Here is a 14,335-nt window from a genome sequence, read left to right as displayed (position 1 = left end):
GTTTTTTGCGACCATATACTTATCGCTCAGACGGGAACAGGTGTAGGGAGCTGGCATCGTAATGAAGGAAAAGAAAGACATACTGAGATTGGATGATATTCATTATCAAATAGACCGCCAGGTGATCCTGGACTCCGTCTCTTTCACGTTGGGTGAGGGCGAGTTCAAACTGATCACCGGGCCTTCCGGCTGCGGAAAAAGCACGCTGCTGAAAATCATCTCTTCCTTAATGAATCCGACCAGCGGAAGCCTCTATTTCGACGGCCAGGCGATCGACGAGATGTCGCCGGAGGCGTATCGCAAGCAGGTCTCTTATTGCTTCCAGACGCCGGCGCTGTTCGGCAATACGGTTTACGACAATCTGGCGCTGCCGTATCAGATCCGCCAGGAACCGCCGGCCGAGCGAAAAATGAAGGCCGATCTGGCGCGTTTCGGCCTGCCGGAGGCGATGCTGACGAAAAGCATCAATGAACTGTCCGGCGGGGAGAAGCAGCGCGTGTCCCTGATCCGCAACCTGCAGTTTATGCCGCGGGTGCTGTTGCTCGATGAGATCACCAGCGCGTTGGACGAGGAAAATAAGCGCAACGTCAACGAAATCGTGCATCAGCTGGTGGCGGAACACCGGCTGGCGGTGCTGTGGGTGACGCACGATACCGAAGAGATAGCGCATGCGGACGAGGTGATCACCCTGCGCGCGCACGGCGCCGAGCAACAGGAGCAACAGCATGAATCAGCATAATATCACCAACGAATCCTTGGGCTTGTCGATGGTGCTGGTGGTGGTCGCCATCCTGATCAGCCACCGGGAAAAGCTGGCGTTGGAAAAGGACATCATCTGGAGCATCTGCCGCGCGGTGGTGCAGCTGATCATCGTCGGCTACGTGCTGAAGTATATTTTCGACCTGGATAACGCCGTTCTCACCGTGTTGATGGTGCTGTTCATCTGCTTTAACGCGGCCTACAACGCCAAGAAACGCAGCAAGTACGTCGAACACGCGTTCGTGACGTCGTTTATCGCCATCACCACCGGCGCGGTGCTGACGCTGGCGGTACTGGTGTTGACCGGCTCCATCGAATTTACGCCGATGCAGGTGATCCCCATCTCCGGGATGATCGCCGGTAACGCCATGGTGGCGGTGGGGCTGTGCTATACCAACCTCGGCCAGCGTTTCAAAAGCGAGCAGCAGAAGATTCAGGAAATGCTCAGCCTGGGGGCGACGCCCAAGTTCGCGTCGGCGGCGCTGATCCGCGACAGCATCCGCGCTTCGCTGATCCCGACCGTCGACTCGGCGAAAACCGTTGGGCTGGTCAGCCTGCCGGGCATGATGTCCGGGCTGATCTTCGCCGGCATCGATCCGGTGAAAGCGATCAAATATCAGATTATGGTGACCTTCATGCTGCTTTCCACCGCCAGCCTGTCGACCATCATCGCCTGCTATCTGGCCTACCGTAAGTTTTACAATGAGCGCCATCAGCTGGTGGTCGGCAACCTGAAGTAACGCCATGAAAAACGGCCTCCGCGGAGGCCGTTTTGTTTACCCTTGCAGCAGGGCGATGCTCTGGCGGATTTCCCGTTCGATATCCGCCTCGCTCCAGCGGTCCAGCTGTGAAGAGAACGGTTCGAAGGCATAGACGCCGGTGTAGCCCAGGCGTTCCAGGTTCTGCACCTGGCGGCGGCTCTCCAGCCGATCGCTCTCGCTCAGCATGATGCGCTCTTCGTCGCTCAGCGCGCTTTTATCCCGCCCGTCCTCCACGCCGGACAGATGCACCAGGCCGATCTGCGCCACCTGGATCTGCGCGTCAAAGTCGGCCTGCGTCACGCCGCTCAGATAGTGGTGGAACGTATCGAGCACGATGCGGTACGGCGCGCCCGAGTCGCGGATGAGCGCCTGGGTCAGCAGCGACGATCGCAGCGAGCTGATGCCGAAGCCCAGCGGTTCGACGTATCCCTGTACGCCATAGCGGGCAAACAACGGTGCCAGCAGCCGCAACGCCGCGAGGGTGTCGTCCCGTTTTTGCTGCTCGCTGCGCGTGTCGTCGGCGCTGCAGTGCGGGCATAGCACCAGCGCCCGGCTGCGGATGGCCTGCGCCTGCGCCAGCATCGTTTCGGCGCGCTGTTGCAGCGCCGCCGTGTCATCCATCAGATTGAACCTGCCGAGGGCGTTGATCGTGACGATCTCGATGCCGTATTGCGCGGCGAGCGCGTTGAGCTGCGCGTCGCTCAGATCGTCGGTCACCTTGCCGCCGGGCATGTCGTTGCGCAGCTCGACTTTGCTGAGCCCGCAGCGTTTCACCAGGCGGAAAAAACGGTCCAGATCGAGATTCGGTGCGATCTTGCGGTTAATGCAGAAGCGGTCCAGCGCAATGTTCATGGGCATGACTCCAGCGGTCAGGGTTGAGAGATCAGGATTTGCCGTTTTCCAGCGGCAGCGGCTTGCCGTCGGTCTGGGATTGGCGGTGGCGTTTGGCCAACACCACCTGCTCCATTTTTTCCAGCGAGACGCCTTTGGTTTCCGGAATATAGCGGCCGATGAACCAGTAGCTGAACAGACAGCAGGCGGCGAAGATCCACATCGGGAAGGCGCCGTGGAAATGCGAGAACAGGTAAGGGTGATCGTTGATCATCGGGAACGACTGCGACACCGCGAAGTTGGTGACCCACATGCAGCCGACGGCGATGCTCATCCCCTGCGCGCGCATGCGGTTCGGGAAGATTTCCGACACCAGCACCCAGGCGCCGACGCCCCAGGAGAGCGCATAAAACACCATGAAGAACAGCATGCCGAACAGCGCGAAATAGCCGGTGGCCTGGGTGTAGAGCGCGTACGAGGTGAGCAGCAGGCCGGCGATGGCGCCCAGCGTGCCGTAACGCATCAACGGAATGCGGCCCATGCGATCCATCAGCATGGCGCCGATGACCGAACCGACCAGCTGCAGCACGCCGATCCAGATGGTCTGGAACAGCGCTTCCTGCGCGTTTTCGGTGACGGTTTTCAGCACCACCGGCGCGTAGTACATCATCACGTTGACGCCGGTGACCTGCTGCAGCATGGCGATCATACAGCCGACGAACAGGATGAAACGCACCCGCACATCGCCGTAGTTCAGCTTCCGGTGCTGCTGCTGTTGATCCTGCTGCAGCGAGTCTTTGATTTCTTTCAGCAGATTCTGCGCGTGGGCGGCGTTGGAGACTTTGGTCAACATCGCCAGCGCCTGATCGTCGCGGCCCATCATCACGTTCCAGCGCGGCGATTCAGGAATGACGAACACCAGGATGCAGAACAGAATGCAGGGGATCACGCCCGAGGCGAACATCCAGCGCCAGCCCATTTCCACCAGCCAGGCTTCGCTGGCGAGGCTGGCGATTTTGAAGTTGACGTAGAAAATCACGATCTGACCGAAGACGATGGCGAACTGCTGCATGCTGAGCGCCCGCCCGCGCATGTCTTTCGGCGACACTTCCGACATGTACATCGGCGACACGGTGGCGGCGATGCCGACCGCCAGCCCGCCGATGATGCGGTAAATGACGAACCAGGTGAAGGTCGGGGCCAATGCGGCGCCGACGGCGGACACGGTGAACAGCAGCGCCGCCAGCATCAGCGCCTTTTTACGGCCCCAGCGCGCCGCCAGCGGCCCGGCGGCGAAGGCGCCGATCACGCAGCCGATCACCACGTTGGAGACGGCCCAGCCGGTTTCGGCCGGGCTGAGATTGAAATAGGTTTTCAACGCTTCGATCGCGCCGGAGATCACGGCGGTGTCGTAGCCGAACAGAATGCCGCCCAGGGCGGCGATGCCGCAAATTCGCAATATGTAACCGGTATTGTGCTTACGCTGATATGACATGTGTTGCTCCGATTTTTATCCTGGCTTCCGTCCGCACGGTTGGGGTATCGGGAAGAGGGCGAGCGGAAGGGTGTGAACCGTGCCTGTCATCAAGGCGATGTCGTTGATAAATGCTGGAACAAACAAGAACATTTATTTCATAATTAGTGAATAATGGAATATTGATTTTTAGATCCAGTTCAAAAAAAACCGTCGCGAGCGATCCGGGCGCCTTGGGCGCTCGGAGGGAGGCGGTAACGGCCGCAGGTCAGGCGCAGTGCGGATTTTCTGTAGCAAAGTCAGTATGCATTAGCGATGGACTCTCCTGCGAAACCGCGCCTTGATTGGCGCGGTAATGAAAGCGCCAACCCGATCGACACCGCAAAATTGCGACCTCACGCACTAAAAATAAATTTTTCAAAACAATTTATTTGAAACTTTTTTTTCAATGAAATAGAGTTTGCTGCATCCGGTCAGGATGTAGCCGGCTTGCCGACGGGGTTTGGCGAGCGGGACGATTAACGCCGCGCCGCCTGCGTGTGGCCAGGCGACAGCGGACTTGAAAAGAGGGCGTGACATGAAAACCGTGGGTAACTTTATTGACGGGCAGGTGTGCCTGAGCAGCAGCAATCAAACCGTCGACGTGCACAACCCGGCCAGCGGGCAGGTTGAGCGGCGCGTCACGCAGAGCACTGCTGCCGAAGTCAAACAGGCCATCGACGTGGCCCATCGGGCGTTCGCCGACTGGTCGCGCACCACGCCGCTGCGCCGCGCGCGCATCATGTTCAATTTCAAGGCGCTGCTGGAACAGCACCGCGACGAGTTGGCCGAGCTTATCGTCAGCGAGCACGGCAAAGTGTATTCGGATGCGCTGGGCGAACTGACGCGCGGCATGGAAGTGGTCGAATTCGCCTGCGGCATCCCGCATCTGATCAAAGGCGAGTACTCGCCGGACGTCGGCAGCGGCGTCGACAGCTTCTCGCTGATGCAGCCGCTGGGCGTGGTGGCGGGCATTACTCCGTTCAACTTCCCGGCGATGGTGCCGATGTGGATGTTCCCCATCGCGCTGGCCTGCGGCAACACCTTCGTCCTCAAGCCGCCGGCGCTGGTGCCTTCGGCCTCGGTGCGCCTGGCGGAACTGTTGAAGGAAGCCGGTTTGCCGGACGGCGTGTTCAACGTGGTGCACTGCGCCAATGAAGATGCGGCGCAGCTGTGTACCGATCCGCGCATTCAGGCGGTGAGCTTCGTCGGCTCCTCCACCGTGGCGGAACATATCTATACCACCGCCAGCGCGCACGGCAAGCGGGTGCAGGCCTTCGGCGCGGCGAAGAACCAGGCGATCGTCATGCCGGACGCCGATCTGGACTCCACGGTCAACGCGCTGATGGGCGGCGCGTTCGGCTCTGCCGGCGAGCGCTGCATGGCGTTGCCGATCGCCGTGGTGGTCGGTGACGACACTGCCGATAAACTGATCGCCAAACTGAAGCCGCTGATCGCGCAGCTGCGCGTCGGGCCGGGCTTGCAGCAGGGCGGCGAAGAGAATGAAATGGGGCCGCTGGTGTCGTCCGCCCACCAGAAAAAGGTGCTGGGCTACATCGATTTGGGCGTGGAAGAAGGCGCCACCCTGGTGGCCGACGGCCGCAACTATCAGGTGCCGGGCTATCCTGAAGGCTACTACGTCGGCGGCACGCTGTTCGACCATGTGACGCCGAACATGCGCATCTACCGCGAAGAGATTTTCGGGCCGGTGCTGGGCATCGTACGGGTGCCGGACTACCGCACCGCCATAGACACGGTGAACGGCCACGAATTCGGCAACGGCAGCGCCATCTTCACCGGCAGCGGCCACTATGCGCGCCAGTTCGTGCAAGACGTGCAGGCCGGAATGGTCGGCGTCAACGTGCCGGTGCCGGTGCCGATGGCGTTCCACAGCTTCGGCGGCTGGAAGCGCTCGGTGTTCGGCGCGTTGAACGTGCACGGCACCGACGGCGTGCGCTTCTACACGCGCATGAAGACCGCCACCGCACGCTGGCCGGCCGGGCAGCAGACGGTGTCCGAATTCAGCATGCCGACGCTGGGCTAAGCGATCGCAGAGTATGAGCGGACCGTTGCTCCTTTGGGGCAGCGGCCTTTGCACGGGGAGTTAACAGGAGAATCGAAATGTCTTCACTGCTTGCCAAATGTCAGGCGCCGAACGCCGAGGGGCGTATCCAGCACGTGACGCCGGAAAATGCCGGTTGGGGCTATGTCGGCTTTGACGTTTACCGCCTGGCCGCCGGGCAGTCGCTGCAGTTGGAATGCGGTGGCAGGGAACTGTGTCTGGTGCTGGTGGCCGGTATCGCCTCCGTCGCCACGCTGCGCGCCGAATACCCGCATATCGGCAAACGCATGAGCCCGTTCGAGCGCACGCCGCCTTACGCGGTGTACGTGCCGCACCACGATCGCATCGACGTGCGGGCAGAAACCGATCTGGAGTTGGCGGTGTGCAGCGCGCCCGGCAGCGGCCACCTGCCTTCACGGCTGATCACGCCGGCGGAAATCGGCGTGGAGCGGCGCGGCAAGGGGCGCAACCAGCGGCTGGTGCACAACATTCTGCCGGACAGCGAGCCGGCCGACAGTCTGCTGGTGGTGGAGGTTTACACCGACGAGGGCAACACCAGCTCCTACCCGAGCCACAAGCACGATCAAGAAGACTCGCCGGACGAAACCTATCTGGAAGAGACGTACTATCACCGCATTCAGCCGGAGCAAGGGTTCTGCATGCAGCGCGTCTATACCGACGACCGCACGCTCGACGAGTGCATGCCGGTCTACAATCGCGACGTGGTGAAAGTGCCGCGCGGTTATCACCCGGTGGCGACCCTGGCGGGTTACGACAACTATTACCTCAACGTGATGGCCGGGCCGGTGCGGCAGTGGAAGTTCACCTGGGAAAAAGACCACGCCTGGATTAACGGCGACGGCTATCCCGCCGCGCAATAGGCGCTTGAGGCCCGGCTTGCCGGGCTTTTTTGTCAGCTTTACTCGTCCCGGGCGTTATTCAGCGCCAGCGAGACCGCCAGCGTCTGCGCCAGGCACATCGAAGCCACCTGCGAGCGGAACCCGTCCACCTGCGCTTCGCGCACCACGAAACAGACGTCGCTGAAGGCGGCCAGCGGGCTGACCTGGCTGTCGGTGATGGCGATCTGCTGCGCGCCGCGCTTGGCGCCCAATTCCACCAGTTCCACCGCCTCGCGGGCGTACGGCGAATAGCTGATGGCGATCACCACGTCCTTCGGTTTCACCATGCTCAGCTGTTCGGTGAACATCCCGCCCAGGCCGTCGATCAGAAACGCGCGGCGCTCCAGATGGCGCAGCGCATAGGTGAGGTAGGAAGCGACGCTGAACGAGCGGCGCAGGCCGATCACGTAGATGTTTTCGGCGTTGTTGAGCAGCTCGACGGCGCGATCCAGCTGCTCGGGGGCGATTTGCATCGCCAGCTGCTGCAGCGCCTGCGCGTTGACCATGGTGAATACGTTGAGAATCTCCGCCGGTTTCTCCGGCGCGACGTTGTCGTCGGTGGAGGTTTGGCGGAACAGGCGCGCGCGCTCGGTATAGTTCACCGTCTCTTCCATCAGATGCTGACGGAACACCTGCTTCATTTCGTTGAAGCCGCTGAAGCCGAAGGCGTTGGCGAAACGGATCAGCGTGGAGGGCGGCACGCTGGCCTGTGCGGCGATGGAGGCAACGGTATCGAAAGCGATGCTGTTACTGTTATCCAAAATGTAGCGCGCCACCTGCTTCAAACGCTTGCTCAGCGTTTCATAACGGTGGCGGATCTCGTCCTGTAACAGCGAAAGTTGAGTTGGGTTGTTCATCCATTCGGCTCGCAGTGGGGTGAAGGCGCATTGGCCTGACGCCTGAAATATTGACAGGGTATTTTAACAGACGGAGCGGAAATTTCATTTCCTCAAAAAGCGATTTATTCGATCGCACATTGCGCGACTTCACAGAAAATGGGCAAAAAAATCCCCTTAAAGCGGCGAAATGGCCTTAAGGGGACGTGAACCTGCTGTTGCTGTCAGTGCGCGCCGCCCGCCTGCGGACGGTACTGGCGCCAGAAACCGATCAGCGTCAGGTATTTTTGTTTCACCTGCTCGATCAGGGCCGCGTCGTCGATTTCCCCCTGTAGCCAGCGGCGCGAAGGTTGGCCGAAAATGGTGCGGCCGACGGCGAAACCTTTCACCCAGCGCGCATCTGCGGCGGCGGCAAAGCCCGCCTTCAGCACCGCCTCCGGGGAGTCGAGCCCCAGGATCAGCACGCCGCGGCAGTCGGGATCGCAGGCGTCGATCAGCGCGCCGACCCGCTGCCAGTTTTCCGCGCTCAGCGGCGGCAGTTTCCACCAGTCCGGCTGAATGCCCAACTGGTAGAAGTGTTCAATCATCTCCAGGTAATAGCGCTCGTCCTTGTCGGCGTTGCTGTCCGGCAGGATCACCTCCAGCAGCAGTTCGTGACCGGATTTGCAGCAGCCGCGGTAGACGTCGGCGATCAGCGCATCCTGTTCGCGGCGCAGTTCCGCCGCGTCGTGCGGGTGATAAAACACCAGGCACTTCACCACGTGCTCCTGCGGCCAGTCGATCAATTGCGAGCCGATATTGCCGTGCTCCAGGCGCAGCGGGCGCGAGCTGGGCAGCTCCACCGGCCGGCCGATCCACCATCCCTGGCCGGTGATTTCGTTCAGCGCCGCCTGCCCGTAGGTGGTGTCGGCCAGAATGCCGCTGTTGCCGTTGAGCCCGGCCTGCGCGGCAGCTTGTTGCGCCGCGGTGAGCAGCAGGGTCTTCAGACGCGGGATGCGTTCCTCGCCGACGCCGGCTTCGCGCGCCATGTCCGCCAGCTGCTTGCGGTGATCGAAGGCGAACACGCACAGTTCCGGCCACTGTTGCTTGCGGGTGGTGACCCGGTGCAGGTGGTTCAGGCGCGCGTCGCGGTCCGGGCGCGTGACCTGTTGTTCACGCTGCAGGTAGTCGTCCAGCTCCCGTTTGGTCGGCATGGCCGGCGCGCAGCCGTGGCGCGAGACCACCAATGCGCCGCAGGCGTTGGCGTAGCGGCAGGCCTGATCCCAACCCTCATCGTTCAGATAGCCGCGCAGCAGACCGGACATAAAGGCGTCGCCGGCCCCCAGCACGTTCAGCACCTCCACCCGCACGCCGGCGTGCAGCTTCACCTGCGCCCAGTCGTCGGCGATGTCATCTTCGAACACCGAGCAGCCCTGCGCGCCGCGCTTGCACACCAGCGTGGCCGCGGTCGTCCGGCGCACGTTTTTCAGCGCCGTCAGCGTATCGGTGCTGCCGCCGGCGATATGAAATTCCTCTTCGGTGCCGACGATCAGATCGAAATGGTGCAGCACTTCCTGCAGCTCGCGGGTCACCTGTGCCGATTCCACAAAGCGGGTTTCGCCGTCGCCCAGCGACGTCAGCCCCCACAGCACCGGGCGATAATCGATGTCGAGCGCGGTGCGCAAACCGTGGCGGCGCGCGTATTCCAGCGCCTTCAACACGGCGGCGCGGGTGTTCGGGTGCGACAGGTGCGTGCCGGTGATGGCCAGCGCGCGCGCGCTGGCGATGTAGGTTTCGTCGATGTCGTCCGGCGTCAGCGCCATGTCCGCGCAGTTTTCGCGGTAGAAGATTAGCGGGAAGGTTTCCTGATCCTTGATGCCGAGGATCACCAGGCCGGTTAACCGGTGTTTGTCGGTGATCAGACAGCGGGTATCGGCCCCGACGCGCTGCAGCTCTTCACGCAGAAAACGGCCCATGTGTTCATCGCCGACGCGGGCCAGCATGCCGGATTTCAACCCCTGAATGGCGGTGCCGTAGGCCACGTTGCCGGAAGAGCCGCCGAGGTATTTGGCGAATGTGCCGGCGTCTTCCAGACGCGCGCCGATCTGCTGAGCATAGAAATCGACGGCGATGCGCCCGAGACAAATGACATCAAGCTGTTTTTCTTGTGTAGCCATACCCGTTTCCTTCTGTTTAAGCAAAACTCCGGCGGCGGCCCAAGCGTGGCGCCTTGCAGGAAGCATGGGAACAGTATGGGGAATGAAAATTTCAATTTCAATATGGAATGAAATTTACACCCCAAAAATGTGATGCGTTTAAAACATCGACGGAGGAGCGGAAAAAGCGGATTAAGTCGCCATGAGAGGGTGGCGGAGGGCGTGCGGCAAAGAGGCGCCGGGGCAGGATGAAAGACGGTCGCCCTGCGTGCTGATGGGGTTCCCCGGCCGGTGCGCGGCGCTAAGCCGGTAAAGGCCAAACCACGAGATGAAACGGGCTTTTCATCTAATATGCGATCTTTATCGCAAAATGAAATGTTTCTTCTGTAATGTGATTTTATGAAAAATATATTTGTTTATAATCGCTTCACGTTTCAGGTTGTCGACTTCGTGAGCAGCGGGCATCGCCTGCTCAAGATAATAGCTGCCGCCGCGTAACACAAACACGGGATTGTCGGCTCGGCGCGAGCCCTTTCCGGGGCGGCCCTCAATCTAAAGGGTGAGTAAATGGGCAAGATCAGGCTAACCATGGCGCAGGCGCTCGTCAGATTTCTCGATAACCAGTATCTGCTGGCCGACGGGGTGGAAACCAAATTCGTTGCGGGCATTTTCGCGATTTTCGGCCACGGCAACGTACTGGGGCTGGGGCAAGCGCTGGAACAGGATAGTGGCGATCTGCGGGTGCACCAGGGCCGCAACGAACAGGGGATGGCCCACGCGGCGATCGGCTTCGCCAAGCAGAAATTGCGCCGGCAGATTTACGCCTGCACCTCCTCGGTCGGCCCCGGCGCCGCCAATATGATCACCGCCGCGGCTACCGCCACCGCCAACCGCATCCCTTTTATTGCTGCTGCCGGGCGACGTTTACGCTTCCCGCCAGCCGGATCCGGTGCTGCAGCAAATCGAACAGTCTTACGATCTCAGCATCAGCACCAACGACGCGTTCCGCGCGGTGAGCAAGTACTGGGACCGCATCGTGCGGCCGGAGCAGCTGATGAGCGCCTGCATCAACGCGATGCGCGTGCTGACCGATCCGGCGGAAACCGGCGCGGTGACGCTGTGTCTGCCGCAGGACGTGCAGGGGGAAGCCTACGACTACCCCGACTATTTCTTCCAAAAACGCGTGCACCGGCTCGATCGCCGCCCGGCGACCGATGGCATGTTGGCGGACGCCTTGGCGCTGCTGGCAGCCAAACGCAAACCGCTGCTGGTGTGCGGCGGCGGCGTGAAGTACTCGCAGGCCGGGCGGGCGCTGCGCGAATTCGCCGAGCGCTTCGGCATTCCGTTCGCCGAGACCCAGGCCGGCAAAGGCGCGGTGCCGAGCGATCATGAATTCAACCTCGGCGGCATCGGCGAAACCGGCTGCCTGGCGGCCAACACGCTGGCTCGACAGGCCGATCTAGTGATTGGCGTCGGCACCCGTTACACCGATTTCACCACCTCGTCCAAATGGCTGTTTCAACATCCGGACGTCAGCTTCCTCAATATCAACGTCAGCGCCTTTGACGCCGGCAAGCTCGACGGCGTGCAGGTGCTGGCGGACGCCCGCGAGGGCCTGAGCGAACTGAGCGCGCTGCTGGCGCAGGCTGATTATCGCGCCGGCTGGGGCGACGCCATCGCCGCGGCGCGCGGCGCCCAGCGTGAAGAGACCGAGCGGGTTTACGCGGTGGAATACAGCGGCGCAGGCTTTGTGCCGGAAATAGACGATCACCTCGATCGCGAACGGGTGTTCGCCGAATTTATCGCGCAGACCGACTCGGCGATGACGCAAAGCCGGGTGCTGGGGGTGCTGAACCGCGAGCTGCCGCCGGACAGCGTGATCGTGGCCGCCGCCGGCAGCCTGCCGGGCGACCTGCAGCGGGTGTGGCACAACCATGGCGAGCACGGTTACCACGTGGAATACGGCTACTCCTGCATGGGGTACGAGGTGAACGCCGCATTGGGGGTCAAGCTGGCCGAGCCGCAGCGCGAGGTGTACGCGATGGTGGGCGACGGCGCCTTCATGATGCTCCATTCCGAGCTGGTCACTTCGATTCAGGAAGGCTGCAAGATCAACGTGGTGCTGTTTGACAACATGACCAACGGCTGCATCAACAACCTGCAGATGGAACACGGCATGGACAGTTACACCACCGAATTCCGCTTCCGCAATCCAGAGGGCGGCAAGCTCGACGGCAAACTGGTGCCGGTCGATTTCGCCATGCTGGCGGCGGCTTACGGCTGCAAAACCTATCGCGTCACCACCGAGCAGCAGCTGCTCGACGCGCTGGCCGACGCCCGCAGGCAAACCGTGTCCACGCTGCTCGACATCAAAGTGCTGCCGAAGACCATGGTGCACAAGTACCTCAGTTGGTGGCGCGTGGGCGGCGCTCAGGTGGCCGACAGCGAGAAAATCGTCGCAGTGGCGCGCAAACTGCAGGAAAACATCGATAAGGCGCGCGATTACTGATTCGTTTTCGAACACAACACACTTTCCAGAGGGTAGCGAAAATGACTTTGAACATTGGGGTTATCGGCACCGGCGCCATCGGCCGCGATCATATCCGTCGCTGCAGCAAAGTTTTGCAGGGCGCCCGCGTCGTGGCGGTGAACGACATCAATCGCGACAACGCCGCCAAGGCGGTGAACGATCTGCAGCTGGATGCGCGGGTGTATGACAGCGGCCACGATCTGATCAAAGCCGCCGACGTGCAGGCGGTGCTGGTCACCTCCTGGGGGCCGAGTCACGAAGAATTCGTGCTGGCGGCCATCGCCGCCGGCAAACCGGTGTTCTGCGAGAAACCGCTGGCGGTGACCGCGCAGGGCTGCAAAAACATCGTCGATGCCGAAGCGAAGCACGGCAAGCGGCTGGTGCAGGTCGGCTTTATGCGCCCCTATGACCAGGGCTATCGCGCGCTGAAACAGGTGCTGACCAGCGGCCAGATCGGCGAACCGCTGATGTTGCACTGCGCGCACCGCAACCCGACGGTCGGCGAGGCTTACACCACCGATATGGCGATCACCGACACCCTGATCCACGAAATCGACGTGCTGCGCTGGCTGCTCGACGACGACTATGTGTCGGTACAGGTGGTGTTCCCGCGCAAGAGCCCGAAGGCGTTCCCGCATCTGAAAGATCCGCAGATTGTGCTGTTCGAAACCGCCAAAGGCACCCGCATCGACGTCGAGATTTTCGTCAACTGCCAGTACGGCTACGACATTCAGTGTGAAGTGGTGGGGGAAACCGGCATCGCCAAACTGCCGGAGCCGTCCTCGGTGCAGCTGCGCAGCGGCGCCCGCCTGTCGACCGAAATCCTGACCGACTGGAAGGATCGCTTTATCGACGCCTATGACGTCGAGCTGCAGGGGTTCATCAACGACGTGGCCGCGGGCCAACTGACCGGGCCTTCCGCCTGGGACGGCTACGCCGCCGCCGTGACCGCCGACGCCTGCGTGGCGGCCCAGCTCAGCGGCGAGATCGTACCGGTGACCCTGCCGGCGCGCCCGGCGTTTTACAACAAGCCATCGGCTTGAACCCCGTACCCACGATTGCAGAGGAGTGACCATGAAGATCGCTTTTGATGTCGACGTTATCCGGGATTTGGGCGTGACCAAAATGGTTCAGCAGGTGGCGGACTGGGGCTATAAGTACATCGAGCAGTCGCCGCACCCGCAGATCAACCCGTTTTACAAGCATCCGAAGGCCAGCCGCGAAATCATGGCGGAGTATAAAAACGCCCTGAAAGCGACCGGCGTGGAAATATCCTCATTTATCGTGGTGTATCGCTGGTCCGGGCCGGGGGAAGATCGCCGCCAGGCGGCGGTCAAAAACTGGCGACGGATGATCGAAATCGCGGTGGAGATGGGCGTGCAGGTGATCAACACCGAGTTGGCCGGTAACCCCAACGAGCCGGAGATCTGCGAGGAGCTGTGGTATCGCTCGATGGAGGAGCTGCTGCCGATCGTCGAGCGTGAGGGCATCCGTATGGAGATCCAGTCGCATCCGTGGGACTTCTGTGAGCTGAGCAACGAAACCGCCGATCTGGTGAAATCGCTGCGCAGCGACCACGTCAAATACCTCTACAGCGTGCCGCACACCTTCTACTACGACAAGGGTCAGGGCGACGTGGCCGGCATGCTGAAGTACGCCGGGGACGATCTTTCCCACGTGCTGATCGCCGACACCATGAATCACACCAAGCACTGCCGCTATATCGTCAACCCGCCGGGCGTTGACGCCGCGGTGCACCAGCATGTCGGCATCGGCGAAGGCGAGGTGAATTTCGATGCCCTGTTCCAGACGCTGCGCGACATGGAATTCGCCAACCGCAGCTTCAAGGTCGGCGGCGAATCGATCATCTGCACCTCGCTGTTCGGCTATCCGGAAAAGATGCCGAGCCAGGCGGTGGCGACCAGAGAGCGCATCGAAAGAGAGCTGTTGGGCAACTAATCTTATTCGGCTCGCCGGCGGCGTTTGTACCGGCGGCCCTCCAAGGACCG

Annotated in this window: 10 protein-coding genes and 1 pseudogene; 7 read left to right on the top strand and 4 right to left on the bottom strand. The window is 61.5% G+C overall.

What is annotated here, in order from left to right:
- Positions 1–61 precede the first annotated feature (61 nt).
- Both fetA and fetB read left to right on the top strand, forming a co-directional pair.
- A complete protein-coding gene (fetA, locus tag SERRSCBI_RS22355; protein WP_042785526.1) occupies positions 62–739 on the top strand; it encodes an iron ABC transporter ATP-binding protein FetA in 678 nt (225 codons plus the stop codon).
- A complete protein-coding gene (gene fetB, locus SERRSCBI_RS22350) occupies positions 726–1,499 on the top strand; it encodes an iron export ABC transporter permease subunit FetB (protein ID WP_033645324.1) in 774 nt (257 codons plus the stop codon). Before fetA ends, fetB begins: the two co-directional genes overlap by 14 nt.
- A gap of 36 nt (positions 1,500–1,535) precedes the next feature.
- Here the strand turns inward: fetB and SERRSCBI_RS22345 are convergent, their stop codons facing one another.
- Together SERRSCBI_RS22345 and SERRSCBI_RS22340 are read right to left on the bottom strand one after the other, a co-directional pair.
- Positions 1,536–2,372, bottom strand: coding sequence for a TIM barrel protein (locus SERRSCBI_RS22345; protein WP_042785524.1), 837 nt, complete (start codon positions 2,370–2,372; stop codon positions 1,536–1,538).
- Positions 2,373–2,403: 31 nt separating this feature from the next.
- A complete protein-coding gene (locus SERRSCBI_RS22340; RefSeq protein ID WP_042785523.1) occupies positions 2,404–3,846 on the bottom strand; it encodes a sugar porter family MFS transporter in 1,443 nt (480 codons plus the stop codon).
- A gap of 556 nt (positions 3,847–4,402) precedes the next feature.
- Between SERRSCBI_RS22340 and SERRSCBI_RS22335 the strand changes: the two genes are divergently transcribed.
- A complete protein-coding gene (locus SERRSCBI_RS22335) occupies positions 4,403–5,908 on the top strand; it encodes a CoA-acylating methylmalonate-semialdehyde dehydrogenase (protein ID WP_042785521.1) in 1,506 nt (501 codons plus the stop codon).
- 77 nt (positions 5,909–5,985) lie between these two features.
- Positions 5,986–6,807 carry a 5-deoxy-glucuronate isomerase gene (iolB, locus tag SERRSCBI_RS22330; protein ID WP_033639188.1) on the top strand — a complete coding sequence of 274 codons (822 nt, stop codon included), beginning with the start codon at positions 5,986–5,988 and terminating at the stop codon, positions 6,805–6,807.
- 38 nt (positions 6,808–6,845) lie between these two features.
- On the opposite strand, the gene SERRSCBI_RS22325 is transcribed toward iolB, so the two are convergent.
- Together SERRSCBI_RS22325 and iolC are read right to left on the bottom strand one after the other, a co-directional pair.
- Complete coding sequence (locus SERRSCBI_RS22325) at positions 6,846–7,682, bottom strand: MurR/RpiR family transcriptional regulator (protein ID WP_004930856.1); 837 nt, start codon at positions 7,680–7,682, stop codon at positions 6,846–6,848.
- A gap of 203 nt (positions 7,683–7,885) precedes the next feature.
- Positions 7,886–9,817 (bottom strand): 5-dehydro-2-deoxygluconokinase, encoded by a 1,932-nt coding sequence (iolC, locus tag SERRSCBI_RS22320; protein ID WP_042785520.1) that lies wholly within the window; start codon positions 9,815–9,817, stop codon positions 7,886–7,888.
- 546 nt (positions 9,818–10,363) lie between these two features.
- Here iolC and iolD point away from each other — a divergent pair.
- The 3 genes and pseudogenes from iolD (at position 10,364) to SERRSCBI_RS22305 (ending at position 14,285) form a co-directional block, all read left to right on the top strand.
- Positions 10,364–12,305: pseudogene (gene iolD, locus SERRSCBI_RS22315) on the top strand (3D-(3,5/4)-trihydroxycyclohexane-1,2-dione acylhydrolase (decyclizing)).
- 41 nt (positions 12,306–12,346) lie between these two features.
- Complete coding sequence (locus SERRSCBI_RS22310) at positions 12,347–13,369, top strand: Gfo/Idh/MocA family protein (protein ID WP_042785519.1); 1,023 nt, start codon at positions 12,347–12,349, stop codon at positions 13,367–13,369.
- A gap of 31 nt (positions 13,370–13,400) precedes the next feature.
- Positions 13,401–14,285 (top strand): sugar phosphate isomerase/epimerase family protein, encoded by an 885-nt coding sequence (locus SERRSCBI_RS22305; RefSeq protein ID WP_033645316.1) that lies wholly within the window; start codon positions 13,401–13,403, stop codon positions 14,283–14,285.
- Positions 14,286–14,335 lie beyond the last annotated feature (50 nt).

Origin of the sequence: Serratia sp. SCBI, assembly GCF_000747565.1 — a bacterium.
GTDB classification, from domain to species: domain Bacteria; phylum Pseudomonadota; class Gammaproteobacteria; order Enterobacterales; family Enterobacteriaceae; genus Serratia; species Serratia ureilytica.
This window is presented reverse-complemented; position numbering and strand designations above follow the sequence as displayed.